Source organism: Streptomyces sp. NPDC044002 (genome assembly GCF_056434525.1).
Map to the genome: position 1 here is coordinate 1 of NZ_JBWKEZ010000084.1, position 23,517 is coordinate 23,517.

The 23,517-nt window shown below is 73.0% G+C and carries 21 protein-coding genes; 6 read left to right on the forward strand and 15 right to left on the reverse strand.

Annotation, left to right across the window (positions count from 1 at the left end; translation table 11 throughout):
* A partial coding sequence (locus AC07A6_RS36810) for an adenosylhomocysteinase (protein WP_478780021.1) occupies positions 1–818 on the reverse strand: 818 nt, incomplete at its 3' end.
* A gap of 343 nt (positions 819–1,161) precedes the next feature.
* Here AC07A6_RS36810 and AC07A6_RS36815 point away from each other — a divergent pair.
* The gene (locus AC07A6_RS36815; RefSeq protein ID WP_478780022.1) at positions 1,162–3,243 is read left to right on the forward strand and encodes a fructose-specific PTS transporter subunit EIIC; all 2,082 of its coding nucleotides are present in this window, start codon (positions 1,162–1,164) and stop codon (positions 3,241–3,243) included.
* An 83-nt stretch (positions 3,244–3,326) separates the two neighbouring features.
* Here AC07A6_RS36815 and AC07A6_RS36820 read toward each other — a convergent pair whose 3' ends face one another.
* The 6 genes from AC07A6_RS36820 to AC07A6_RS36845 all read right to left on the reverse strand — a co-directional run bounded on the left by AC07A6_RS36820 (position 3,327) and on the right by AC07A6_RS36845 (position 9,067).
* Positions 3,327–4,262, reverse strand: a complete 936-nt coding sequence (locus AC07A6_RS36820; protein ID WP_478780023.1) for a cation diffusion facilitator family transporter — start codon at positions 4,260–4,262, stop codon at positions 3,327–3,329.
* A 75-nt stretch (positions 4,263–4,337) separates the two neighbouring features.
* Positions 4,338–5,495, reverse strand: coding sequence for a mannose-6-phosphate isomerase, class I (manA, locus tag AC07A6_RS36825; protein ID WP_478780024.1), 1,158 nt, complete (start codon positions 5,493–5,495; stop codon positions 4,338–4,340).
* A gap of 48 nt (positions 5,496–5,543) precedes the next feature.
* Positions 5,544–6,677, reverse strand: a complete 1,134-nt coding sequence (locus AC07A6_RS36830) for an SIS domain-containing protein (RefSeq protein WP_362472253.1) — start codon at positions 6,675–6,677, stop codon at positions 5,544–5,546.
* A 59-nt stretch (positions 6,678–6,736) separates the two neighbouring features.
* Positions 6,737–6,922, reverse strand: coding sequence for a Trm112 family protein (locus AC07A6_RS36835; protein ID WP_007264456.1), 186 nt, complete (start codon positions 6,920–6,922; stop codon positions 6,737–6,739).
* Positions 6,923–7,153: 231 nt separating this feature from the next.
* Positions 7,154–8,524 carry a phosphomannomutase/phosphoglucomutase gene (locus AC07A6_RS36840; RefSeq protein WP_478780025.1) on the reverse strand — a complete coding sequence of 457 codons (1,371 nt, stop codon included), beginning with the start codon at positions 8,522–8,524 and terminating at the stop codon, positions 7,154–7,156.
* 78 nt (positions 8,525–8,602) lie between these two features.
* Positions 8,603–9,067, reverse strand: coding sequence for a DUF3499 domain-containing protein (locus AC07A6_RS36845; RefSeq protein ID WP_362472260.1), 465 nt, complete (start codon positions 9,065–9,067; stop codon positions 8,603–8,605).
* A gap of 111 nt (positions 9,068–9,178) precedes the next feature.
* Here AC07A6_RS36845 and AC07A6_RS36850 point away from each other — a divergent pair, with 111 nt between their 5' ends.
* Positions 9,179–9,655 (forward strand): metallopeptidase family protein, encoded by a 477-nt coding sequence (locus AC07A6_RS36850; RefSeq protein WP_478780026.1) that lies wholly within the window; start codon positions 9,179–9,181, stop codon positions 9,653–9,655.
* A 24-nt stretch (positions 9,656–9,679) separates the two neighbouring features.
* Here the strand turns inward: AC07A6_RS36850 and AC07A6_RS36855 are convergent, their stop codons facing one another.
* The 3 genes from AC07A6_RS36855 to AC07A6_RS36865 form a co-directional block, all read right to left on the reverse strand.
* Entirely contained in the window at positions 9,680–11,158 is a 1,479-nt protein-coding gene (locus AC07A6_RS36855; RefSeq protein WP_478780027.1) for a DUF5719 family protein, read from the reverse strand.
* On the reverse strand, positions 11,155–14,706 hold the full coding sequence (locus AC07A6_RS36860; RefSeq protein WP_478780028.1) for a glycosyltransferase family 2 protein: 3,552 nt from the start codon (positions 14,704–14,706) through the stop codon (positions 11,155–11,157). Before AC07A6_RS36860 ends, AC07A6_RS36855 begins: the two co-directional genes overlap by 4 nt.
* 242 nt (positions 14,707–14,948) lie before the next feature.
* The gene (locus AC07A6_RS36865) at positions 14,949–15,212 is read right to left on the reverse strand and encodes a WhiB family transcriptional regulator (protein WP_003983763.1); all 264 of its coding nucleotides are present in this window, start codon (positions 15,210–15,212) and stop codon (positions 14,949–14,951) included.
* Between the two features lie 644 nt (positions 15,213–15,856).
* Between AC07A6_RS36865 and AC07A6_RS36870 the strand changes: the two genes are divergently transcribed.
* From AC07A6_RS36870 to AC07A6_RS36880, 3 genes are read left to right on the forward strand one after another with little or no spacing between them, the layout of a single operon-like run.
* On the forward strand, positions 15,857–16,417 hold the full coding sequence (locus tag AC07A6_RS36870; protein WP_478780029.1) for a cysteine dioxygenase: 561 nt from the start codon (positions 15,857–15,859) through the stop codon (positions 16,415–16,417).
* A 13-nt stretch (positions 16,418–16,430) separates the two neighbouring features.
* Positions 16,431–17,390 (forward strand): 2-phospho-L-lactate transferase, encoded by a 960-nt coding sequence (cofD, locus tag AC07A6_RS36875; RefSeq protein ID WP_478780030.1) that lies wholly within the window; start codon positions 16,431–16,433, stop codon positions 17,388–17,390.
* A complete protein-coding gene (locus tag AC07A6_RS36880) occupies positions 17,387–18,682 on the forward strand; it encodes a coenzyme F420-0:L-glutamate ligase (protein WP_478780031.1) in 1,296 nt (431 codons plus the stop codon). The genes cofD and AC07A6_RS36880 overlap by 4 nt, the downstream gene beginning before the upstream one ends.
* Before the next feature lie 18 nt (positions 18,683–18,700).
* Here AC07A6_RS36880 and AC07A6_RS36885 read toward each other — a convergent pair whose 3' ends face one another.
* The 4 genes from AC07A6_RS36885 to AC07A6_RS36900 all read right to left on the reverse strand — a co-directional run bounded on the left by AC07A6_RS36885 (position 18,701) and on the right by AC07A6_RS36900 (position 22,302).
* The gene (locus AC07A6_RS36885; protein WP_478780032.1) at positions 18,701–19,717 is read right to left on the reverse strand and encodes a DNA-3-methyladenine glycosylase family protein; all 1,017 of its coding nucleotides are present in this window, start codon (positions 19,715–19,717) and stop codon (positions 18,701–18,703) included.
* A 571-nt stretch (positions 19,718–20,288) separates the two neighbouring features.
* Positions 20,289–20,531 carry a hypothetical protein gene (locus AC07A6_RS36890; RefSeq protein ID WP_478780033.1) on the reverse strand — a complete coding sequence of 81 codons (243 nt, stop codon included), beginning with the start codon at positions 20,529–20,531 and terminating at the stop codon, positions 20,289–20,291.
* 36 nt (positions 20,532–20,567) lie between these two features.
* Positions 20,568–21,041, reverse strand: a complete 474-nt coding sequence (locus AC07A6_RS36895) for a hypothetical protein (RefSeq protein ID WP_478780034.1) — start codon at positions 21,039–21,041, stop codon at positions 20,568–20,570.
* Between the two features lie 85 nt (positions 21,042–21,126).
* Complete coding sequence (locus AC07A6_RS36900; RefSeq protein ID WP_478780035.1) at positions 21,127–22,302, reverse strand: helix-turn-helix domain-containing protein; 1,176 nt, start codon at positions 22,300–22,302, stop codon at positions 21,127–21,129.
* A gap of 109 nt (positions 22,303–22,411) precedes the next feature.
* Between AC07A6_RS36900 and AC07A6_RS36905 the strand changes: the two genes are divergently transcribed.
* The gene (locus tag AC07A6_RS36905) at positions 22,412–22,945 is read left to right on the forward strand and encodes a flavoprotein (RefSeq protein ID WP_478780036.1); all 534 of its coding nucleotides are present in this window, start codon (positions 22,412–22,414) and stop codon (positions 22,943–22,945) included.
* Here AC07A6_RS36905 and AC07A6_RS36910 read toward each other — a convergent pair.
* Complete coding sequence (locus tag AC07A6_RS36910) at positions 22,939–23,496, reverse strand: SMI1/KNR4 family protein (RefSeq protein ID WP_478780037.1); 558 nt, start codon at positions 23,494–23,496, stop codon at positions 22,939–22,941. The two genes, AC07A6_RS36905 and AC07A6_RS36910, sit on opposite strands and share 7 nt — an antisense overlap.
* Positions 23,497–23,517 lie beyond the last annotated feature (21 nt).

The following is a 23,517-nucleotide window of genomic DNA, read 5'->3' on the forward strand; positions in this document are numbered from 1 at the left end:
CAGCCCTTGCCGACGTCGCCGTAACCGCACACGACCGCGACCTTGCCGCCGATCAGCACGTCGGTGGCACGGTTGATGCCGTCGATCAGGGAGTGGCGGCAGCCGTACTTGTTGTCGAACTTCGACTTCGTCACGGCGTCGTTCACGTTGATCGCCGGGAAGAGCAGGGTGCCCTCGGCCATCATCTCGTAGAGGCGGTGGACACCGGTGGTGGTCTCCTCGGTCACGCCGCGGATCTCGGACGCGAGCTGCGTCCACTTCTGCGGGGCCTCGGCGAGGGTGCGGTTGAGGAGCGTGAGGATGTGGCCGTACTCCTCGGAGTCCGCGGTGGACGGGTCCGGGGCCGCGCCGGCCTTCTCGAACTCGACGCCCTTGTGGACGAGGAGGGTGGCGTCACCACCGTCGTCGAGGATCATGTTCGGGCCGCCGGTGGGGGTGTTCGGCCAGGTCAGCGCCTGCTCCGTGCACCACCAGTACTCCTCCAGCGTCTCGCCCTTCCAGGCGAAGACGGGGACGCCCTGCGGGTTCTCCGGGGTGCCGTTCGGGCCGACCGCGATGGCGGCGGCGGCGTGGTCCTGGGTGGAGAAGATGTTGCAGGAGGCCCAGCGGACGTCGGCGCCGAGGGCGACGAGGGTCTCGATCAGGACGGCGGTCTGCACCGTCATGTGCAGCGAGCCGGTGATGCGGGCGCCGGCCAGCGGCTGCGCCTCGGCGTACTCCTTGCGGATCGACATCAGACCCGGCATCTCGTGCTCGGCCAGGGTGATCTCCTTGCGGCCGAAGGCGGCAAGGGAAAGGTCGGCGACCTTGAAGTCCATGGGTGCTGCTCCTCATGGTTCGAGAGGTGGGTACGGCTGGGCCGTGCACGGGGCTGGCCGGTGCACTGAGCACAGTCCGTCGCGGGGCCCTCTCTCCCCTCGGCCGGTCACGAGGACCGCCCGACCGCCATCAGCAGCGACGCCTGACACTGATGACGAATCTACACCGGTCGGCGCAGCGGACCCCAGTGGGGACGGGAACAAGTCGTGCTTCGTTTTCAGGCCGTCCGGCGGGATGTTCGGGGCCTTTCGGACTTTTGATCTACCCCTTACCTGTTGCAGGATGCCGGTGGATCGGTTCGTGCGCGCGATCTCGCGGACCAATGGCGTGAAGGAGATTCAAGTGACCAGTCCAGCCGGCCCTTCCGGTGGCGGTGCGAGCGGGCCCGAGCGCCCGAAGCTGCTCGCCGTCACGGCGTGCCCAACGGGGATCGCGCACACCTACATGGCCGCCGAGAAGCTGATGCAGGCCGCCGCCGAGCTCGGCGTGGACATGAAGGTGGAGACCCAGGGCTCGATCGGGGCCGAGAACGTACTCACTGACAACGATGTCAGAGAGGCGGACGGGATCATCATCGCCGCCGACAAGGAGGTCGACCGCGAGCGCTTCGCCGGCAAGCGGGTGCTGTCCACCGGCGTCGCCGACGGCATCCACAAGCCGAAGGAGCTGATCGAGCGGGTGCGGACCGCGCCGGTCCAGACGGACACGGCCCCGGCGGGCGGCGGTGCGGGCAGCGGCGGCGGCGGCAAGGAGCGGAGCCTCGCGTACAAGGCGCTGATGAACGGCGTCTCGTACATGATCCCCTTCGTGGTGGTCGGCGGTCTGCTGATCGCCATCGCGCTGGCGCTGGGCGGCCACGCCACGGCCGAGGGGTACGCGACGACCCCGGGCACCTTCTGGGACCACCTGTTCAAGATCGGCGTCCTGGGCTTCACGCTGATGATCCCGATCCTGTCCGGCTACATCGCGTACGCCATCGGCGACCGGCCGGCGCTGGTGCCCGGCATGATCGGCGGCTTCATCGCGAACTCCGGCGACCTCTACGACTCGAAGTCGGGCGCCGGCTTCATCGGCGCGATCGTGACGGGCTTCCTGGCGGGCTACCTGGTCCTGTGGATCAAGAAGGTCAAGGTCCCCAAGGTCGTCCAGCCGATCATGCCGATCATCGTGATCCCGATCGTGGCCACGACGGCGCTCGGCCTGTTCTTCATCTACGTCATCGGCAAGCCGATCTCCTGGGTCTTCGAGAGCCTGACCTCCTGGCTGTCGGGCATGACCGGCACCAGCGCGATCCTGCTCGGCGCGCTGCTCGGCCTGATGATCGCCTTCGACATGGGCGGCCCGGTCAACAAGACGGCGTTCCTCTTCGGTACGGGTCTCATCGCGTCCGGGAACTACGCGGTCATGGGCATGTGCGCGGCGGCCATCCCGGTGATGCCGCTCGGCCAGGGCCTGGCGACGGTGCTGCGCCGCAAGCTGTACTCGGAGCAGGAGCGGGACACGGGCATGGCCGCCCTGTTCATGGGCATGTTCGGCATCTCGGAGGGCGCCATCCCGTTCGCGGCGGCCCGTCCGGCGATCGTGATCCCGGCGAACATGCTGGGCGGTGCGGTGGCGGGTGCGGTCGCCGGTGTGGCGGGCGTGGGCGACCACGTGCCGCACGGCGGGCCGATCGTGGCCGCGCTGGGTGCGGTCAGCGGCGTGGTCTGGTTCCTGATCGCGATCGCCATCGGCACGGTGGTCACGGCGCTGACGACGAACGCGCTGATCGAGATCAAGGCCCGCCGGGGCGGGCCGGCCGTGCCCGCCGGGGCCGCGGCGGCGGAGCCGGTGCTCGCCGGCGTGGGCGCGGGCGCGGGCTCGGGCGCGGGCCCGGTCACTGCGGCAGGGGCCGGGGCCGGCGGGACGGCCGTGCGGACGCAGGCGGCGCCGGCTGCGGCCGGGGCCGCCGTCGCGGAGGCCGGGCCGGAGGTGCTGTCCGGCTACCTCACCGCGCGGACGGTCAGGACGGAGCTGGCCTCGGACACCAAGGAGGCGGCGATCCGGGAGATGGCCGAGATGCTGGCGTCCACCGGGAACGTCCGGGACGTGGACGAGCTCGTGCGGGTGGCCCTCGCCCGGGAGGCGCAGGGCACGACGGGGCTCGGCGAGTCGATCGCGATCCCGCACGCCAAGACGGACGCGGTGGTCCGCCCCACGGTCGGCTTCGCCCGGTCCTCGGAGGGCATCGAGTGGGGCGCGCTGGACGGTACGAAGGCCCGCCTGGTCTTCATGATCTCGGTGCCGGAGGCCGCCGCGGGCGACGAGCACCTGCGGATCCTGGCGCTGCTGTCGCGGAAGCTGATGGACGCGGACTTCCGCGAGCGGCTCGGGTCCGCGCCGGACGGGCCGGCCGTCCTGGAGGTGCTGAGCGAGATCCTGTAGCCCCGGAACCCCGCCCGTACGCACGAGGCCCCCGCAGCGGTGAGCTGCGGGGGCCTTTGCGTGCGTCGCGTCGCGGGGGCCGGTCAGCGGCCGTCGGCCTTGGCGGCCTCGGGGTTGTAGATGTCAGGCTCCAGGTAGATCACGCGGGCGATCGGGACGGAGGCGCGGATGCGGGCCTCGGCGGCGTTGATGGCGTTGGCCACCTCGGTCGCGGTGTCGTCGTGCCGGACGGCGATCTTGGCCGCGACGAGGAGCTCCTCGGGGCCGAGGTGCAGGGTGCGCATGTGGATGACGCCGGTGACGGTGTCACCGTCGACGAGCGCGGCCTTGATCTTCTCGACCTCGGCGGTGCCGGCGGCCTCGCCGAGCAGCAGGGACTTGGTCTCCAGGGCCAGGACGACGGCGATGACGATCAGCAGGACGCCGATGCAGAGGGTGCCGATGCCGTCCCAGACGCCGTTGCCGGTGAGCAGGGCGAGGCCGACGCCGCCGAGGGCGAGGACGAGGCCGACGAGCGCGCCGAGGTCCTCCAGGAGGACGACGGGGAGTTCGGGGGCCTTGGCGCTCTTGATGAACTGCTTCCAGCTCTGGCTGCCGCGGCTCTCGTTGGACTCCTTGATCGCGGTGCGGAAGGAGAAGGACTCCGCGACGATCGCGAAGACCAGGACGCCGACGGGCCAGTACCAGGCCTCGATCTCGTGCGGGTCGTGGATCTTCTCGTAGCCCTCGTAGATGGCGAACATGCCGCCGACGGTGAAGAGCACGATGGAGACGAGGAAGGCGTAGATGTAACGCTCGCGCCCGTACCCGAAGGGGTGCTGGGGGGTCGCCTCGCGCTGGGCCTTCTTCCCGCCGAGGAGCAGCAGGCCCTGGTTTCCGGAGTCGGCGACCGAGTGGACGCTTTCCGCGAGCATCGACGAGGAACCGCTGAAGAGGAATGCCACGAACTTGGCTACAGCGATGGCGAGGTTGGCGGCGAGTGCCGCCACGATCGCCTTGGTACCGCCCGACGCGCTCATGGTTGCTGGGTGTCCTTCCTGGGCCACTGACTACGGCCGCACATTGTTGCAGCTGTGGGTGCGGCCGACGCTACGTCAGAGGACCACGGTGGCCCGGAAGACGGTGCCATTACCGGACAGTTCGGTCTTTTCGCCCGCGGGGACGAAGACCGACTCGCCCGGGGTGAGGGCCAGTTCGCCGACGCGGGGGGCGCCGGCGGTGCAGAGCAGGATCTGCGGGGCGGCGTCCGGGAGGGCGCGGGGGGCGCCGCCGGGGGCCAGGACGTGGCGGGAGAGCCGGAATTCGTCGATGGGGGTCTCGTAGACCTCCTCGCCGTCGCCCTCGGGGCGCAGGACGCCCGGGGCGCTCGGCTCGAAGATGACGACCTTGAGCAGCTCGGGGACGTCCACGTGCTTGGGGGTCAGACCGCAGCGCAGCACGTTGTCCGAGTTGGCCATCAGCTCGACGCCCAGGCCGTCGAGGTAGGCGTGCGGGATGCCGGCACCGAGGAACATGGCCTCGCCGGGCTGCAGCCGTACGTGGTTGAGGAGCATGGCCGCGATGACGCCCGGGTCGCCGGGGTAGTCGTGGACGAGTCCCGCGTAGGCCTCGTACGGGCCTCCGAGGCGCTCGGCGGCGGCCGCGGCCTCGGCGACCGTACGGGCCATCTCCTCGCGGTCGGCGGTGAGGACGGCGGTGAGGACCTCCCGCAGGGCCGCCTCCTCGGGGTGGGCGCGCAGCAGGTCCACGTACGGCTTGAGGGTGTCGACGCCGAGGCCTTCGAGGAGGTCCGCGGCCTCCGTCGGCGGGCGGAAGCCGCACAGGCCGTCGAAGGGGGTGAGCGCGCAGATCAGCTCGGGCTTGTGGTTGGCGTCCTTGTAGTTGCGGTGGCCCGCGTCGATCGGGACGCCGCGCCGCTCCTCGTCCTCGAACCCGGCGCGGGCCTGGGCCAGGTCGGGGTGGACCTGGAGGGAGAGGGGGGCGCCGGCGGCGAGGATCTTGAGGAGGAAGGGCAGGCGGGGGCCGAACTTGGCGACGGCGGCGGCTCCGAGCTCACCCTCCGGGTCGGCGTCGATGACGGCCGCCAGGGTGGTCTCGCCGGCTCCGCGGTCGAGGCGGGAGGGGGCGCCGGGGTGGGCGCCCATCCACATCTCGGCCTGGGGCTCACCGGTCGGCTCGACTCCGAGGAGGGCCGGGATCGCGGTGGTGGATCCCCACGCGTAGGGGCGGATCGTGTTGGTGAGGCGGTCCATCGTCGTCGTCTTCCTGGATCTGGAGGTGGTGCGGGCACGGGTGTGTGCCTAGCTGTGTCCCCGGGACGCCAGCGCCAGGTAGGCGGTGGCGAAGTCGGTGACGGCGAGGAGTTCGGCGAGCTGTTCCAGCTCGCCGCCCTCCTCCGGTTCGAGCTCGCTGATGGCCGTGTCGTGGCTGAGGGCGAGCTCGCGCGCGGCCGGGGCGGCGCTGAGCCCGCCGGTCGGCCGGTCGCGCAGCAGGACGATGCGGGCGCGAAGGGCCTGCGGCTCCTCCACGCGGTCCCGGAAGAAGTCGTCCGGGTCGGCTCCGGCGGCGAAGGCCCCGGCGAGCAGCACCCCGTGCGCGGGCAGTGCCTCGGGGAGGGTCGCGGAGAGCGCGGGGCGGCCGGCCAGCTCGGCGAGGGTCGCGGCGAAGCGGCGGCCCGCGGGGCCGGCGCCCTCCCCCTCGCTCCAGATGAGGGGGAGCGAGTCGGCCAGCTCGGCGGCGAGGGTCTTGGCCGGGTTGGAGTAGGTGGCGATGGCCGGGCCGCAGCGCTCGGCGGTGCGGTCGAGCCGGTCGGCGACGCGCTGGAGGGCGTCGGGGGCGGCACCGATCAGGCCGACCTTGTCGAGGAGGACCAGCAGCGGGGTCAGCAGGGCCCAGAGGGCGCCGGGACCGGCCGCGGCGGACTCGTCGTACTCCTGGTACGGGGCCTTGGCCATCGGTACGAGGACCCCGTGCGCGCCGTCCACCGCCTCGCCCAGCGGTGAGCGCTCGGGGGCGACGGCGACCACGGCGCAGCCGCGCCGGTAGGCCTGGTCGGCGAGGGCCGCGAGGCCGGGCTCGGTGCCGTCGGTGGTGGCGATGAGGAGCAGGTCCACGGGCCCCGCCCAGCCGGGCAGGTTCCAGCGCAGCGCCCCGGCGGCGTGCGCGACGCCGGTGGGGTGCAGACGGGTGACGGGGGCGGAGGCTCCGGCGAGGGCGCCGAGCAGGTCGGCGACGCCGGTGGCGGCGGTGCCGGGGCCGGCGATCAGGACGGCGCGGGGGCGCCCGTCGGGGCGCAGGTCCGCGAGTCCGGCCTCGGCGGCGTGCCGGGCCGCGGTGCGGACTCTGGCCCCGGCCTCGGCGGCGCCGCGGAGCAGGCCGCGGCGGTCGGCACGGGCGAGATCGTCCGGTGCGTCGAGGAGTGACTCGTCGAGCATGGGGGCCTCCGGCGGTGTTGACGGATCCAGGCTGGTCGAGCGGTGGGGAACGGGGCCGGTCAGGCGGGGCGGCGGGCCTCGTCCACGAGGAGGACCGGGATGCCGTCGCGGACCGGGTACGCGAGACCGCAGTCCTGGCCGGTGCAGATCAGCTCGGGGGCGGTCTCGTCGGCCGACTCGTCCCGGAGGGGGGCGTGGCAGGCGGGGCAGGCGAGGATCTCCAGCAGGCCGGCTTCGAGCGGCATGGGCGGTTCCCTTCGGGGATGCGGATCGCTTATCGCGGATTGGGCGAGGTCAGCGTACCGCCGAGTCACTGGGCGTGCGGCCTGACGGGTGCCGGGTGCCGCCCGTCGGCCCTGACTGCCCTGCCGAGCGGCGTACCCCGGTTCGTGTGCGGGTCCGTTGCCGGGGGCTCTGCCCCCGGACCCCCGCGCCTCAAACGCCGGCGGGGCTGGTTTGGCCCCGCCGGCCAGGCGTCAGGATCGGACGAGGGCGAGGACCTCGTCGCGGATCTTGGTCAGGGTGGCCTCGTCGCGGGCCTCCACGTTGAGGCGCAGGAGCGGCTCGGTGTTGGAGGGGCGGAGGTTGAACCACCAGTCGGCGGCGGAGACCGTGAGGCCGTCCAGCTCGTCGAAGGTGATGCCGTCCTGGCCGGCGTAGGCGGCCTTGACCTCGGCGGTGCGGGCGGCCTGGTCGGCGACGGTGGAGTTGATCTCGCCGGAGCCGACGTAGCGGTCGTAGGAGGAGACCAGCTCGGAGAGCGGGCCCTCCTGGCCGCCGAGGGCCGCGAGGACGTGGAGCGCGGCGAGCATGCCGGTGTCCGCGTTCCAGAAGTCCTTGAAGTAGTAGTGCGCCGAGTGCTCGCCGCCGAAGATGGCGCCGGAGGCGGCCATCTCGGCCTTGATGAAGGAGTGGCCGACGCGGGTGCGGACGGGGGTGCCGCCGTGCTCGCTGACGACCTCCGGGACCGACCACGAGGTGATCAGGTTGTGGATGATCGTGCCGGTGCCGCCGTTGCGGGCCAGCTCGCGGGCCGCGACCAGGGCGGTGATGGCGGACGGGGAGACGCCCTCGCCGCGCTCGTCGACGACGAAGCAGCGGTCGGCGTCGCCGTCGAAGGCGAGGCCCAGGTCGGCGCCCTCGGCGAGCACGCGGGCCTGGAGGTCGACGATGTTCTTCGGGTCGAGGGGGTTGGCCTCGTGGTTCGGGAAGGTCCCGTCCAGCTCGAAGTACATGGGGACGAGGTCCAGCGGGAGGCCCTCGAAGACGGTGGGGACGGTGTGGCCGCCCATGCCGTTGCCCGCGTCGACGACGACCTTCAGCGGGCGGATGGCCGTCAGGTCGACCAGGGACTTCAGGTGCTCGGCGTAGCCGGCCAGGGTGTCCTGCTCGGTGATGGTGCCCGGGACGGTGCCGGCGGGGATCTCCGGGGCGCCCTCGTCGGTCCACTTCTCGGCGAGCTCGCGGATGGTGGCGAGGCCGGTGTCCTGGCCCACGGGCGCGGCGCCGGCGCGGCACAGCTTGATGCCGTTGTACTGGGCCGGGTTGTGCGAGGCCGTGAACATGGCGCCGGGCAGGTCCAGCTTGCCGGAGGCGTAGTACAGCTGGTCGGTGGAGCACAGGCCGATCAGGGTGACGTCGACGCCGCGGGCGGCGGCGCCCCGGGCGAAGGCGGCGGACAGGCCGGGCGAGGAGGGCCGCATGTCGTGGCCGATCACGATCGCCGTGGCGCCGGTGACCTCGACGAACGCAGCACCGAACAGTTCGGCCAGGGGCTCGTCCCACTCGTCGGGTACGACGCCACGTACGTCGTACGCCTTGACGATGTTCGAAAGATCTGCGGCCACTGCCTGCCCTCCTGAAGGTCCTGTGCGGTGGAGCAAACCTACCTTGTACGCAGAGCGGCTTTTCAGACGATCCGTACGTCAGGAATCGGGCGAACGGAGGACGCGCAGGTGTCCGCGACGGGTCTCGCCGGCCACCGGGGCGCCCGGTCCGGACCCGCCGGCCTCGGCCGCGCGCTCGGGCGGACGGGCCGCCTCGCGGACCGCGTTGGCCAGGGCTTCGAGGTCGTCCCCGCTGGGGCGGGACGGGCCGGACCCGTCCGACAGGCGCACGACTTCCCAGCCGCGCGGGGCGGTCAGGCGCTCGGAGTGCTCGGCGCACAGGTCATAGCAGTGGGGTTCGGCGTAGGTGGCGAGCGGGCCGAGAACTGCGGTCGAGTCGGCGTAGACGTACGTCAGTGTGGCGACGGCAGGGCGGCCGCACGCGGTGCGCGAACAGCGACGTACAAGGCTCACGACGTTGGACGGTACCGCACTCTTGACCGGGCCGCGACGACTCGCCCCCCGGCCGTCCCCCCGTGTCGTACTTCGCCCGTGCCGCGCCACGGGTGACGAAGGGGGGCGACGAGTCCGTAAAGCGGCCCGATCTTGGCCGACGTGACACCAGGTCGTGACCGTATCGGGTCCTGGCCGTGGCGTGCGGGCTACCCTGCGGGGGTGACGGACAGTTCGCTTCCTCCCCGCCCGCCGGTTCCCGCCGCGGCCCCTTCCGAGCCGCGGCAGCGGCGGCGCGACCGGCACGGCCGGGGGATGCGCGGGCCGCTGGCCCCGCCGCAGGTGCCGCTGTCCGCGAGCCGGGCGGAGCTGTTCGGGGACCTCGTACGGGATTCCGTGGAGCGGCTGGAGCGGCGCTGGACGCAGCTGGCCGAGGTGGAGTTCGTGATCGCGGACGTGCCGGGGCCGCCGGGCGGGCCCGACGCGGGCTGGAACGACGAGGCGGTTCCGCTGGGCGGGCTGGTGGAGGCCCGCGACGGGAGGCCGGCGCGGATCGTGGTGTTCCGGCGGCCGGTGGAGATCCGGGCGAAGACGCGGGACGAGCGGGCGCTGCTGGTGCACGAGATCGTGGTGGAGCAGGTCGCGGAGCTGCTCGGGCTGTCGCCGGAGACGGTGGACCCCCGGTACGGGCAGGACTGACGCGCCCCGCCCGTACCGGCCGTTTCAGCGCAGCAGGATCGACGGGTCCTCGGCGGCCTCGGGGACGGAGACCGTGGAGCGGTCGTCGCCGAAGGCCTGGACGGTGAACATCGGGATCCCGTCGTGCGGCAGGGTCAGGGTGCGGGCCGCGTGGACGGGGCCGCCGGACAGGGTCTCGACGGTCAGGGCGTAGGGGCCCTTGCCGCCGGAGGGGGCGGGCGGCGGGGTGACCGCGCGGGTGGTACCGCCCTTGAGGGTGATCTCCGTGGCGGTGCCCTGCCCGCCCCCGGTGCCCGGGGAGGCGGTGACGCGGACCTTTGCGTCGGCGCCGGAGGCGGTGAGGGTGAGGACGGTGGCCTTGTCGTCGGCCCGGTTGTCGGCGACGGTGGCCCGCTCGCCGACGGGGGTGCTCGCGGGGACGAAGCCCAGTTCCTGCTTGGCGGCGGTGCCGCGGACCACGCGCAGGGCGGCGACGACGGGTACGGCCTTCTTCGGGTCGGCGGGGGCCAGCAGCAGGGAGCCGGCCTCGCCCCGGGTCACGTCGCCGAGGTCCAGGGTCTCGGTCATGCCGCCCTTGAGGTGGAGGCGTTCCTTGCCGGCCGGGCTGATGGGGCCGGTCGGGCCGGACAGCTTCACGGTGAGGTCGGCGTCGTCCTCGCCGGGGGCGAAGGCGACCAGCCGTACGGAGGTGGCGTCGGCCGGGATGCCGGGCAGCACCAGGGTGTCCGCCGGGCCCGCGGAGGCCGGGAGCCAGTCGGCGCCGGTGCCGTCCTCGGCGACGTGGACGGAGGCGCCGACCCGGCCGGACCGGGCCGTGACGTGCGCGGTGGCGTCCGCGAGCTGGCTGTCGGGTGCCAGCTGGGCCAGCGACACCTTGGTGGTGGACCGGGGGGCGACGTCGTAGACGGGGTCGGGGGTGCCCGGCTTGTCCTTGAGGAGGCCGTCGGGGCCGTGCAGCTTGACGGCCACCTCGGCGACGGTGTCGTCGGGGTTGGTGAGGTGGACGTAGTCCTGGCGGCCCTTGGCGGTGCTGACGCCGGGGAACCAGAAGTCGGTGCCGGGCGCGGTGCAGGCCAGCCCGAGGAGGCCGCGCGCGTGGCCGGCGGACACCTTGGTGGTCTGCTGGGCGGTCCAGCCGGGGGCCAGGACGCCCTCGGCGGCACCCGTCAGCGCCGGCGCCTCCGCACCGGAGGCGGTGGCCGCGACGGCCTTGCCGGGCTCCTTGAGGTCGAGGACCGCCTTGCCGTCCTTGTCGGCCAGCCGGGCCGTGCCGGAGCCGCCGCCCTTGCCGGGGGTGAGGGAGGTGTACGTGGTCTCGGCGATGTCGGAGGAACTGGGCGCGGGGCACACCAGCACGGACCGTTCCACCGGCATCCGGGCGGCGGCCGCCCGCCCGGTGCCGCCGGCCGGGGTGGCCGCGGGGGCGGTGAGGAAGGCCAGCCCGGTGGCGGCGGCCAGCGCCGCCGTCACGGCCGCGAGCGTCAGGGGGGCGCGCTGCTTCACTGGTGGCTCCCGTCCGGACGCGGCCGGCGCTGTCCGTAGGTGTCGTACTGCTGCTCGTACTCGTACGGGTGGGGCTGCTGTTGCTGCGGGAAGTGCGGCTGTCCCCCGGGGTGGGGGTACTGGCCGTGGGCGTCGTGGGCGGGCCCCGGCTGCGCCTCGTAAGGGTGGGGCTCCTGGTAGGCGTACGAATCCTCGCCGTAGACCTGCTGCGCGGGGATCTGCGCGTACGGGTCGACGACGGCCTCGGCGGGCACCGGCTCCGGGTCGGGCGCGGCGGCGGGCCCGGTCCGGCGGCGGCGGCCGTGGCCGGGCTCGCCGGGGCGGTCCCCGGGGGCGGCGCCGGGCGCGGTCTCCTCGGGCAGGTCGTCGTCGAGGCGGGCGCGGCGGCCGGGCAGGGCCATCACGAGGAGCAGCAGGGCGAGGGTGCCCTGCGCCCAGTGCCAGGCGGTACGGGGGAAGGAGTCCTGGTGGACGAGGTCGAGGTGGCCGGCGTCGGTGGGCAGGGCGAAACCCTGCGCCCATCCGTCGACGGTCCGGGGGGTGAGGGGTTCGCCGTCCAGGGTGGCCCGCCAGCCCGTGTCGGCCCGGTCTGCGATGCGCAGGGTGCGGCCTTCGGGGCCGGCCGGGATGTCGGCGTGGACCTCGACGGGGCCGGCCTCGACGGTGAGGGTGGCGGTCTGGCCCTGCCGGGCGGGGACGATCGCCACGCGGGAGGTGAGCCGTTCGACCTCCCACAGGGCGGTGCCGTCGTTCTGGTGGCGCTGTTTGAGGCCGGGGGTGCCGTCGAGGATGCGGCGCATGGGGGCGGAGCCGCCGGCCGGGATCATCACGTAGCGCACGGCGAAGGCGCTGAGCTGCTCGGACTGGTTGGCTCCGGAGCCGGAGACCAGGCTGGAGACGGCTTTGGCGAGCCGGGGTTCGGGGCCGGCCGCGGCGAGGAGCTCGCCGTCGCCGAGGCGGGCACCGGAGCCGCGGACCAGGGCGTAGGAGACGGTGGCGGGCGAGTCCCCGCCGAGGACCAGGGTGCGGGTGCGGTTGGTGTCGCCGGAGTGCTCGGCGACGACGGCGGGGACCTGGACGGGGTCGCGCCGTGCCAGCGGTCCGTCGGCGCCGGCCGCGGCCCAGGCGGCGGCGAGGAGCAGCGGGCCGGTGGCGGCGGCGAGGGCGGTCAGCGCGGCGAGGGGCTGGCGCCAGCCGAAGCTGCGGGCGGCGACGCGGTACTTGGCGCCGTCCGCGCCGAGTGCGGCGGCCGCGAGGAGTCCGAGCCCGTACAGGAGGGTTCCGGGGCCGGCCCAGCCGGTGCGGTTGAGGAGGACGGCGAGGAGCAGCCCGGCGAGGGCGGCGGTCCAGGCGGCGCGGACGGCGAACCGCCGGTCGGCGCGGAGCAGGGCGGCGAGGGCGGCGAGCAGGACGCCGGCGAGGAGGAGCGGGCCGGTGGTGCCGGGGCCGCCGGGGTCCGCGGTGAGGAGGCCGAGGGGGGTGGCGGAGCCGGTGCCGTAGGGCAGTCCGGCCTCGCGCAGGAAGCGGTCGGGGTGGGTGAGGAGGCCGAGGGACCAGGGCGCGAGGACGGCCAGGGGTACGGCGAGGACCGCGAGCAGGCGGGGGGCGTACGTCTTCCAGTACGCGCGGCGCGCGAGGACGGCGGCGGTGCCGAGGGCGGCGGCGAGGGGCCACACGACGGGGGTGAAGGCGGTGGCCGGGGTGAGCAGCAGGGCGTACGTCCACACCGCGCGGCGGGCGCTGCCGGGCTCGGCGTCGGTGAGGCCGTGGGCGGTGGCGGCGGAGCGGGCGATGAGCGGCAGGAGCACGGCGAGGACGGCGGTGCCGAGGCGGCCGCCGGCGAGGGCTCCGGTGACGGCGGGGAGGAAGGCGTAGCCGACGGCGGCCCAGGCGCGCAGCAGGCGGGAGGTGACCAGCGGCCGGGAGGCGAAGTAGGCGGTGAGGCCGGCGAGGGGGACCGAGCAGACGAGGAGCAGGGTCAGGGCGGCCTGGGTGGAGCCGAGGAGGAGGGCGGAGAGGCCGGCCAGGACCGCGAGGTAGGGGGGTGCTCCGGCGGTGGTGCCGGTGCCGACGGGCTGCCAGTCGCCGGTGTAGGTGTGCCAGAGGCCGCCCGCGCCGGAGGGGGCGGGGAGCAGGGCGCCGCCCGCGAGGCTGCCGCCGCCGATGAGGGCGCGGCAGGCGACGAGGGAGACGAGGAGGAGGCCGGCGAAGAGGGCGGGTGAGGGGTTGCGGGCGATCCTCTTGAGCCGGCCGGGCGGGCCGGGGTCGAGGTGTTCGGCGTCGTCGCCGCCGGGGCCGGATTCGGGGGCTCCGCCGTGCCGGCCGGCGGGGGCGGGGTCGCTGTCGCGTCCGGAGCCGAGGTGGGCGGCGAGTTGTTCGGCGCCGGCGCGCAGGGTGGCGCCGGGCGGGGGGAAGAGGGGGCGGAGTTCGGCGGCGGGGACGGCGGGGCGGCGGCGGGCCCTGCGGGCGGTGAGGATGCGGCCGGGGCGCAGCAGGGTGGCGAGGAGTCCGGTGAGTTCGTCGACGGCCTGGCCGGGGGCTTTGCCGACGAGGTAGCCCAGGGTGCGCAGCAGGGTGCCGAGGACCAGGCGCAGCAGGACGTAGGGCAGGGCGCGGCCGGGGGTGTTGGCCAGCAGGGTGTGGACGGCGCCGGCCTTGTCGACGCGGTGGGGGCTGACGGCGGAGCGGCCGGCGCAGTCGACGGTGCGGCGTTCGCGGGCGGCGGCTTCGGCGTGCCGCAGGACGGCGTCGGGGGCGACGAGGACGGTGTGGCCGGCGCTGTGGGCGCGCCAGCACAGGTCGACGTCGTCGCGCATCAGGGGCAGGCGGCGGTCGAAGCCGCCGAGGGCGTCGTACACGTCGCGGCGTACGAGCATGCCGGCGGTGGAGACGGAGAGGACGGGGCGGACCTGGTCGTGCTGGCCCTGGTCCTGTTCCCGGCGGTCGAGGCCGGTCCAGCGGCGGCCGCTGCGGGCGATGGTGACGCCGGCTTCGAGGAGTTGCCTGCGGTCGTACCAGCCGCGGAGTTTGGGGCCGATGACGGCGGCGTCGGGGTTGCCGTCGGCGACGCGCAGGAGTTCGGTGAGGGCGTCGGGTTCGGGTGCGCTGTCGTCGTGGAGCAGCCAGAGCCACTGGACGGGTTCGCCGTGGGGGAGGTCGGGGAGGTCGTAGGCGTCGTCGCGCCAGGTGCGGCTGACGGGGTCCCAGCCGCTGGGGCGCTTGAGGTAGGGGAGTTCGTCGGGGGTGGGGGTGCCGGCGCTGCGGGCGGCTTCGTCGACGGCGGCGCCGAATCCGGTGCGGCGGGCGAGGTGCAGGACGCGGTCGTCGCCGAGGGCTTCGGCGAGGAGGCGGGCGGAGTCGTCGGCGCTTCCGGTGTCGGCGGCGACGTGGTTCTGCGCGGGGCGTTCCTGGGCGAGGAGTCCTGCGAGGGTCTCGGGCAGCCAGCGGGCTCCGTCGTGCGCGACGAGGACCGCGGTGACGACGTGCCGGGGGAACTCGGGGGTGGCGGCCGCCTGCTGGGAGGCCGGCGAGCTGCTGTGCGGGGACATCGCGGTACGGGCCCTCCGGCCTGGGGATCCGGGGGTGTTGTGCCCTCGGAGGCTGCTGGACAGCGCCCCACACTAACGGCTGGGAAGGGGAGGGTACGCCGCGTCGGGAGAAGGTCCGGAACGCGACGGTCCGCCTCCTGCGGGGAAGGTGCGGGAGGCGGACCGTTTGCTCAGTCTGTCGTTGTTTCCGTTGCTTTCGGTGGTGCTCCGGGACCGTTCCGGATCGCCGGTCGTCGCCGCTCTCAGACCGCGGCCTTTTTCAGCCGGCGCCGCTCGCGCTCGGACAGACCGCCCCAGATGCCGAATCGCTCGTCGTTGGCGAGGGCGTACTCAAGGCATTCGGAGCGGACCTCGCAGGCGAGGCAGACCTTCTTGGCTTCGCGGGTGGAGCCGCCCTTCTCGGGAAAGAAGGATTCGGGGTCGGTCTGCGCGCAGAGTGCGCGCTCCTGCCAACCGAGCTCCTCGTCCGCCTCTTCGACCAGCAGTTCCTGAAACAGCTCGGTCATGTGCGCCCCTCGCTCTGTCTGTGCGTCCCCGTGATGTTGCCGTTACTGATCGCCGAGTAACGACACGAGTGAAATTACAAGTGTGTGGCTCCTGTGCAGTCAAGCCGAGATCTGCTATTGGGGCCCTTATTCACTCTGCGGAACCAAGCGTATACAGAAAGTGTTCATATCGCCAAAAATCGTGACACAAGCCACAGGCTGTCCGCGGCTGCCGCCCTCGTTCGAGGTCGACGCGTCACCCCGAGGAGGGGTTGCGATTCGGCCGAAGATGCAGCCGAGATCACATTCCGATCACGAGTGACGCCCGCGGGTTTGAGCTCGGTTCCCGTCGAGTCGGAGCGGCACATCCCCTGGCTGTGGGTGCACAAACCTTTCTCCGCGCACAGTAACCGGATGAGGTGAAACTTTTCCCTCAAACCGGACATTGGGTTGACAGTCCGGCCCTCCGCCCGGTCTCCTTGTCCTCATGTCAGCGCCCGCAGCCGCCACCCGGACCCCCATTCGTGGGTTCCTGTGCGCTGCCCAGGTTCGCTGTTGCTGTTGCAGCTGTTGATGCCCCCGGAGCCCCTGGCTCCGCTGAGCTCCGGCCACCACCCCACAGCAACCGCCCCGCACGACTGACACCCGTCGAGGACACCCCCACGATGAACAGCGCCTCCGCATCCTCCTCCGCCTCCGCTTCCGCCGCGCCCGCCGCTTCCGCCGCGCCCGCCGTCGTCGAGAGCGACCTCCAGATCGCCGGCGACATCCTCGCCGTCCAGCACCTCCTCCAGCCCGCCCGCGAACACCCCGTCACCGTCGCCGAGTTCGTCGGCCTCGCCCGGTCCATCGCCGAGGACCGCGCGAGCTGGGAACACCTCGTCCGGTACGACGCCACCACCCGCTGGTACCACCGCCTGCGCACGGGCCCCGGCTACGAGGTCTGGCTGCTCAGCTGGGTCCCCGGCCAGGGCAGCGGCCTCCACGACCACGGCAGCTCCTCCGGCATCCTCACCGTCCTCGACGGCGAGCTCACCGAGCACACCCCCCGCGGCCGGCTCAGCCACCGCGCCGGCGCCCAGCGCGTCTTCGCCCCCGGCTACGCCCACGAGGTCGTCAACGACACCCTCGACGGAGCCGTCAGCCTGCACGTCTACTTCCCCGGCCTGACCGAAATGCCGATGCACAGCTGCTCCCCGGCCCGCGAGGAACACGTACCCGCCTGACAGACTGCGGGGTATGCGCATTGTTGTTCTGGCCGGCGGCATCGGCGGCGCCCGTTTCCTCCGCGGACTCAAGTCCGCCGTCCCCGACGCGGACATCACGGTCATCGGCAACACCGGTGACGACATTCACCTGTTCGGGCTGAAGGTGTGCCCCGATCTGGACACGGTGATGTACACCCTCGGCGGTGGCATCAACGAGGACCAGGGCTGGGGCCGCACCGACGAGTCCTTCACCGTCAAGGAAGAACTCGCGGCGTACGGGGTCGGACCCACCTGGTTCGGCCTCGGCGACCGCGACTTCGCCACCCACATCGTCCGCACCCAGATGATCGGCGCCGGCTACCCGCTCAGCGCCGTCACCGAAGCCCTCTGCGACCGCTGGCAGCCCGGCGTCCGGCTGCTCCCCATGTCCGACGACCGCGTCGAGACCCACGTCGCCGTCACCGACCCGGAGACCGGCGAACGCCGCGTCATCCACTTCCAGGAGTACTGGGTCAAGCTCCGCGCCTCCCTCGACGCCGAAGCCGTCGTCCCCGTCGGCGCCGAACAGGCCAAGCCCGCACCCGGCGTCCTCGACGCCATCGCCGGCGCCGACGTCATCCTCTTCCCGCCGTCCAACCCCGTCGTCTCCATCGGCACCATCCTCGCCGTGCCCGGCATCCGCGAGGCCCTCGCCGCCTCCCCCGCACCCGTCGTCGGCCTCTCCCCCATCATCGGCGGAGCACCCGTACGGGGCATGGCCGACAAGGTCCTCGCCGCCGTCGGCGTCGAAACCACCGCCGCCGCCGTCGCCCGCCACTACGGCTCCGGCCTCCTCGACGGCTGGCTCGTCGACACCTCCGACGCCGCGGCCGTCACCGAGGTCGAAGCCGCCGGCATCCCCTGCCGGGCCGTCCCGCTGATGATGACCGACACCGACGCCACCGCCGCCATGGCCCGCGCCGCGCTGGACCTCGCGGAGGCGGCCCGGTGACCGTCCCCTCCTACGAGGTGCGGGCCGTCCCCGGCATCCCGGAGGTCCGGCCCGGCGACGACCTGGCCCGCCTCATCGCCGACGCGGAACCCGGCCTGCGCGACGGGGACGTCCTCCTCGTCACCTCGAAGATCGTCTCCAAGGCCGAGGGGCGCATCGTCCGCGCCGACTCCCGCGAGGACGCCATCGACGCCGAGACCGTACGGGTCGTCGCCCGCCGCGGCACGCTGCGGATCACCGAGAACCGCCGCGGACTGGTCATGGCGGCCGCCGGCGTCGACGCCTCCAACACCGAACCCGGCACCGTCCTGCTGCTGCCCGAGGACCCCGACGCCTCGGCCGCCGCGATCCGCGCCGGACTGCGCGCCGCACTCGGCGCCGACGTCGGCGTCGTCATCACCGACACCTTCGGCCGGCCCTGGCGCTCCGGACTGACCGACGTCGCCATCGGCGCCGCCGGAGTACGCGTACTCGACGACCTGCGCGGCGGCACCGACGCCCACGGCAACCCGCTCAGCGCGACCATAGTGGCCACCGCCGACGAGCTCGCCGCCGCCGGAGACCTCGTCAAGGGCAAGGCCGCCGGCCTGCCCGTGGCCGTCGTCCGCGGACTCGGACACGTACTCGGCGACGGCTCCACCGCCGCCGACCTGGTCCGCGCCCCCGCCGACGACATGTTCCGCCTCGGCACCTCCGAAGCCGTACGGGAAGCCGTCACCCAGCGCCGCACCGTGCGCGCCTTCACCGCCGACCCCGTCGACCCCGGCGCCGTACGCCGCGCCGTCGCCGCGGCCGTCACCGCCCCCGCACCGCACCACACCACCCCGTGGCGGTTCGTCCTCCTGGAGACGGCCGCTGCCCGGTTGGAACTCCTCGACGCGATGCGGGACGCCTGGATCGCCGACCTGCGGCGCGACGGCAAGTCCGAGGAGTCCATCGCCAAGCGGGTGCGCCGCGGCGACGTCCTGCGGGCCGCCCCGTACCTGGTCGTGCCGTGCATGGTGACGGACGGCGCCCACGACTACGGGCACGCCCGGCGGGACACCGCCGAACGGGAGATGTTCGTCGTCGCCATGGGCGCCGGCGTGCAGAACTTCCTCGTCGCCCTGGCCGGGGAGCGGCTCGGCTCGGCATGGGTGTCCTCGACGATGTTCTGCCGCGACGTGGTGCGCAAGGTGCTCGCGCTGCCCGATGACTGGGACCCGATGGGGGCGGTCGCGGTCGGCCACCCGGCAGCCCCCGCCGCCGAACGGCCCCCGCGGACGCCGGAGGCCTTCATCGAGGTGCGGTAGGGCGGGTCCGCCGGGTCCCTACAGCCTGCCGATGTCGCCGCGCGGCATCCGGGGCGTGCGGCGGGGCGGGGTGCGCCCCGCCAGCAGCACGAGCCGGGCCGCACGGTGGCGCTGCCCCTCGTACGGGGCCAGCAGCTCCAGCATCCGGGCGTCGTCGGCGTCCCGCTCACCGGCGAGGGCGTAGCCGATGATGCCCGGCAGGTGGAGGTCCCCGGTGGTCACCGCGTCGGGTGCGCCGTTGCTGCGCTGGAGGGTCTCCGCGGAGGTCCAGGGGCCGATCCCCGGCACCGCCTCCAGCCGGGCGGCGGCCGGCTCCGGCTCCATCGCGGCCGCCTCCTCCAGGCGGGCGGCCACCCGGGCGGCCCGCACGATGGTGGACGAACGCTTCATGTCCACCCCGGCCCGGTGCCAGTCCCAGGAGGGGATCAGCGCCCAGTCCCGGGCGTCGGGCATCACGTACAGCTCCCCCGCGAGCGGCCCGGGCGCGGGCGTCCCGTACTGCCGGACCAGCCGGCGCCAGGCGCGGTACGCCTCGTCGGCGGTGACCTTCTGCTCGAGGACGGTCGGGATCAGCGACTCCAGCACCAGCCCGGTCCGGGTCAGCCGCAACCCCGGACGGCGGCGGTGACTGGCGTGCACCAGCCGGTGCCGGGGTACGAAGACGGCCGGATCGTCGGCGGCTCCGAGCAGCGCGGGAAGGTTCTCCAGCAGCCAGTCCCGCCCGGGCCCCCACGCCTCGGCGTCCGCCCCGTCGGGCGTCGCGGCCACCCGGAGCGTCGCGGGGCCGTCGGGGGTACGGGTGGCCCGCCAGACGGAACCGTCGGGGGTCGCCCGGAACGTCGGATCCCCGGGCCCCCGCCGCAACGGCCCCAGCACCAGCCCGAGGTCCACGGGGGCCCCGGGGTTCCAGCTCCGCCCCTTGCCGCCCGCGCCGACGGGCCGGCCCTGGCCGGGGGGCACGGCGGTGTGCCCGCCGCGGACGGTGGTCCGGGTGGTGGGGGTGGAGGGGGTCGAGGGGGTGAACCGGCCGGCCATGCGTCGAGCGTAGCGGGGTGGGGGGCCTCTCGGCGCGGGGCCGCTATCTCCCCCTCGAGGGATGGGGGCGGGGCGGGGGTTGCCCACCCGCCTCCCTGTGTGCGGGCCGGGGGGCGGGTGGGCCGTACCCCCTCGGGCGGTCTCGGAGCGGGTTGGGGGCTTCCCGTCAGTCCCATCGTCCTTCCGGTTCGGGCCGGTCCCTCAAGGGCGCTCCTTCGTCGCGTCGCTACGCGATGGCCTTCGGCCACCCTTGACCGACCGACCCGAACCGGAAAGCCGAAAGACTGCCGGGAAACCCCCAAAGAAACGGCACGGTCCATGGTTGGAGGAGCGGGTCCGTCAGCGAGGAGCGAGGGGCCGGGCGTCGGCCTGCCGGGCATCCGGGCTCTCATGTCCGCGATTCCGGGCCGGGGCGCGGCTACCCGCACGGGAGGTTGATCTGGGCGGCCTGCGGAGACTCCAGGCGCGGCAGATCGCTACGCGCTCCTCTCGGCTCGGCGTCCGACGACCGTCTGTGGCTGATACCCACACCAGAGGACGAACAGAGCAGCCCAGGCAGCCGACGGGCGCGTCAGATCGCTACGCGGTTCTCTGATCTCGGCGGCCGGCGGTTGCGGTGCTTGCTCAGCTGGTAGATGCCCAGGGGCGGGAAGATTCCGACCCTGACGGGATAGTCCTGCTGTGCGCAGGGCACGCACAGCAGGTCGCGCTGAGAGCCGTGGGAAGTGGTCCGGGCGGCTTGGACGGGGTAGCGCCAGCATGATTCGCAGATGACGACGTCGGTTGTGGTGGCGGCAAACTCGGTCACGATCACCGAAGATTCGTCTCCTTGAGTCGGGCCGGTTGGCCGTCAGGGCGTGAACTCGTCCAGGCGTGCGGCGCCGACGCGAATGAGGAGGGCCACGGAGGCCGAGGCGCAGTGTGAGGGTTCGGTGCCGGGAACGGACCAGTAGATGGGCGTCTCTCTCGTGTATTCGCAGCGGTTGAGGGCGGGCACACCCAGGTGGGTGCGTGGGGCCAGGCATTCGACGCCGCGTGCCGACGTCCGCCAGTCCAGACGGTCTTCGGGTCGTAGGAGTGGGTAGAAGTTGCGGCCGCGTCCGTCGTGGATGACCGGGCCGTCGAGACGTTCTGCCAGGGCGAAGGCGATATCGTCGGGGTCGGTGGACTCCACCGCAGCGTGCACTACCGCCTCGGGGATGCGGACCGCTCCGAAGGTCTGGCCGACGGGGATGACTGCCACGCCGTGGTCGGTCCATTCGGTCCATGCCTGCCGGGGGTTCGGGTGGCTGGCCGCAAGCCAGTCGGCCATGCAGTTGTTCACAGGCGGTGCTCCCTACCGTCGTCAGGTGGTGGTGAGACCAGCGTGACTGGGCGTAGGGGGTGGAACACTCACAGATTTGTGAGTGCTAGAGACCGACCCAGCGAGCCATGCCGCCCAAGTTTTCCGACGGTCGTCGTGACAGGTGCACCAGACCGCGCACCACCACCCGGGTGCCGGGTAGATGCCGCGTCTGTTCGGGTGCTGCTCGACGTGCACGGAGCAGGTACTTCAGCGACGTGTCCACGTGCCCCGTCTCCATCTCCACGAGTGCCCGGTCGACCATGTATCGGGCGCGCCGCGAAGTCAGCGCCGACGGCGGCATCTGCAGATTCCGTGCCTGGACAAAAGCCTGGTCGTAGCTGCGCATGGTGATCGCCGCACCGAGGTCGTGAAGTGCGACGTTCACCCGGCCAAAGGAAAGCCAGTGAACTTCGCCGGCCTCGCCGCCTACTTGCTCGGCAAGTTCGCGGGCGGCTGCGATTCGGTTCTCCACGGCCGAGCGGTCACCGGCGCGTGCGGCCACAGTCGCCGCGCCGAGGTGCAACTGGCCAGCAACGGCAAGCGACTCGCGACTCGTCTCGCCTCCCAGCAACCTGTGTCCGGCATCGATGAGTCGCAGGCTCGTGGAATTGCGCACGAGGATGGCGCGCTTGTACAGCTGAACCGCTCCGAGGCAGGGATCCGAGGCCCGGTCCGCAGCCCACCCCATACGGTCCAGTGCCACACGGGAAAGGTCCTGATAGCCCAGTTTCAGCGCCACGTCGTGGGCAGTCCGGTAGACCGACGCGAGTGCCTGCCACACCCCAGTCGAGGGGGTCGTGGACGCGGTGTGCGTCAGTTCCACGATCAGGCCGGGCAGTGCCCTGGCCGCTGCCCGCAAATGGGTGGCCCGTACCTGCTGACAGGCTTCATCGGCAGCCTGGATGAGGACCGACGCGGGTCGAATGCCGACGAGATAGGGGTTGGGGCCGAGATCGTAGGCATCGAGCGCTTCCCGGATCGGTGTGACCAGCGCGACCAGCCGGTCAGGGGTGAGGGAGGCCACGGACGGCGGTCCTGTCAGTGCCGACGTTTCCACCTTGAGTGCCTGGGCCACGGCCTTTATCAACCCCTCGCTGGCAGGGCGTGCACCGCATTCGACCTGGTTCAACAGGCTGAGGCTGTAAGGGATCCGGGCAGCCAGTTCGCGCTGGGTTAACCGGGCGAGTCGGCGTTGCTCACAGATCCGCGCGCCGGTGTGGTCATCATCAGGTCGAGGCATATCGGTCTCCGTCCTGGACTCGTCACCCGGACCGTACCCGTCGGCGCACCGCTCCAGGTCTTCAATCGCCCTTGACTGCCACGAACCGGGGCTGCATAGGGTCGGGGTCATGACGACGAGGACGCTCTACCTGTTCTGCTCGGCCGCGCCGCCCGTCTTCGACGTGGCTCGTGTGATCGAAGACGCCCAAGCGCGCGGCTGGGACGTCTGCCTCGGACTCACCCCCTCGGCTGCCGAGTGGCTGGAGGACAGCCTGGCCGGCCTGGAGGCACTCACAGGCCACCCCGTCCGATCCCGGTACAAGCGCCCCGGCCAGCCGGACGTCTGGCCGGCCGCAGACGCGGTCCTCGTAGCCCCCGCCACCACGAACACGATCAACCGGTGGGCCCTCGGCATCACGGACAGCTTCGTCGTCGGCTTCGTCGCTGAGGCCCTCGGAAAGAACATCCCACTCGCCGTCATGCCATGCGTCAACGCCGCCTACGCCCAGCACCCACAACTACCGCTCTCCCTGCAAACCCTCCGGGAGGCCGGAGTGCAAGTGATGTTCGGAGAAGGAGGCTTCGAACCGAATCCTCCCGGGGAGAAGCGGCCGTACCCGTGGACCTCGGCGCTGGACGCGGTGGACGATCTCCGTCAGTGATCCGGCCCATCCATGCGTTCCAGCACCTCATCCCATACATGCCCGCCGTCTGCCCAGGTCCACAGCCACTGGCGCAGTGACGGAGTCGCGTACCGCAGCCCGTCGTGAGGATCCTGGCCGTCTTCCGGCGACCAGCCGTCGGCGTCCCAGAGGAGCACGGGGTGATCCACCGCGATCAGCGACACGTACCACTCCATGGTGCAGCCGCCGTCGGTCAGGTAGAACCACGACGCCGGTGGCGCCCACCCGGGCCGATCGTCGCGGACGGTCGTGGCGCAGGGCCAGTGCGGTACGCGGCGCGGCGTCAGCGACGCCAGGCCACCTTCCGGCCCGAACCCCCCGTCACCAACCTCGGTGTAGAGGCGCCGGAGCAAGTCAGGCAGCCGATACCCGAGCCTCCGTTCCGCACGCTCGACCTCGGCCAGTGCGAGCGGAGGGAACGGCGGCCCTGGGACAGAGCCACCAGAGGACTCCGCCCCCCATACAAGGTCGTGCAGGTTCTCCAGGAGCAGGTCATCGTCAGCAGCAGTGCGCTGGCCAGCATCGGTCACGGGCCCGGACTCTAGTATCCC

What these genes read in the sequence shown, in the direction of transcription:
- AC07A6_RS36820 (WP_478780023.1), bottom strand. Translation starts at nt 4,262, where the DNA reads ATGAGCGCGTCGGGCGGTACCAAGGCGATCGTGGCGGCACTCGCCGCC.
- manA (WP_478780024.1), bottom strand. Translation starts at nt 5,495, where the DNA reads ATGGACCGCCTCACCAACACGATCCGCCCCTACGCGTGGGGATCCACC.
- AC07A6_RS36830 (WP_362472253.1), bottom strand. Translation starts at nt 6,677, where the DNA reads ATGCTCGACGAGTCACTCCTCGACGCACCGGACGATCTCGCCCGTGCC.
- AC07A6_RS36835 (WP_007264456.1), bottom strand. Translation starts at nt 6,922, where the DNA reads ATGCCGCTCGAAGCCGGCCTGCTGGAGATCCTCGCCTGCCCCGCCTGC.
- AC07A6_RS36860 (WP_478780028.1), bottom strand. Translation starts at nt 14,706, where the DNA reads ATGTCCCCGCACAGCAGCTCGCCGGCCTCCCAGCAGGCGGCCGCCACC.
- AC07A6_RS36865 (WP_003983763.1), bottom strand. Translation starts at nt 15,212, where the DNA reads ATGACCGAGCTGTTTCAGGAACTGCTGGTCGAAGAGGCGGACGAGGAG.
- AC07A6_RS36870 (WP_478780029.1), top strand. Translation starts at nt 15,857, where the DNA reads ATGAACAGCGCCTCCGCATCCTCCTCCGCCTCCGCTTCCGCCGCGCCC.
- cofD (WP_478780030.1), top strand. Translation starts at nt 16,431, where the DNA reads ATGCGCATTGTTGTTCTGGCCGGCGGCATCGGCGGCGCCCGTTTCCTC.
- AC07A6_RS36885 (WP_478780032.1), bottom strand. Translation starts at nt 19,717, where the DNA reads ATGGCCGGCCGGTTCACCCCCTCGACCCCCTCCACCCCCACCACCCGG.
- AC07A6_RS36900 (WP_478780035.1), bottom strand. Translation starts at nt 22,302, where the DNA reads ATGCCTCGACCTGATGATGACCACACCGGCGCGCGGATCTGTGAGCAA.
- AC07A6_RS36905 (WP_478780036.1), top strand. Translation starts at nt 22,412, where the DNA reads ATGACGACGAGGACGCTCTACCTGTTCTGCTCGGCCGCGCCGCCCGTC.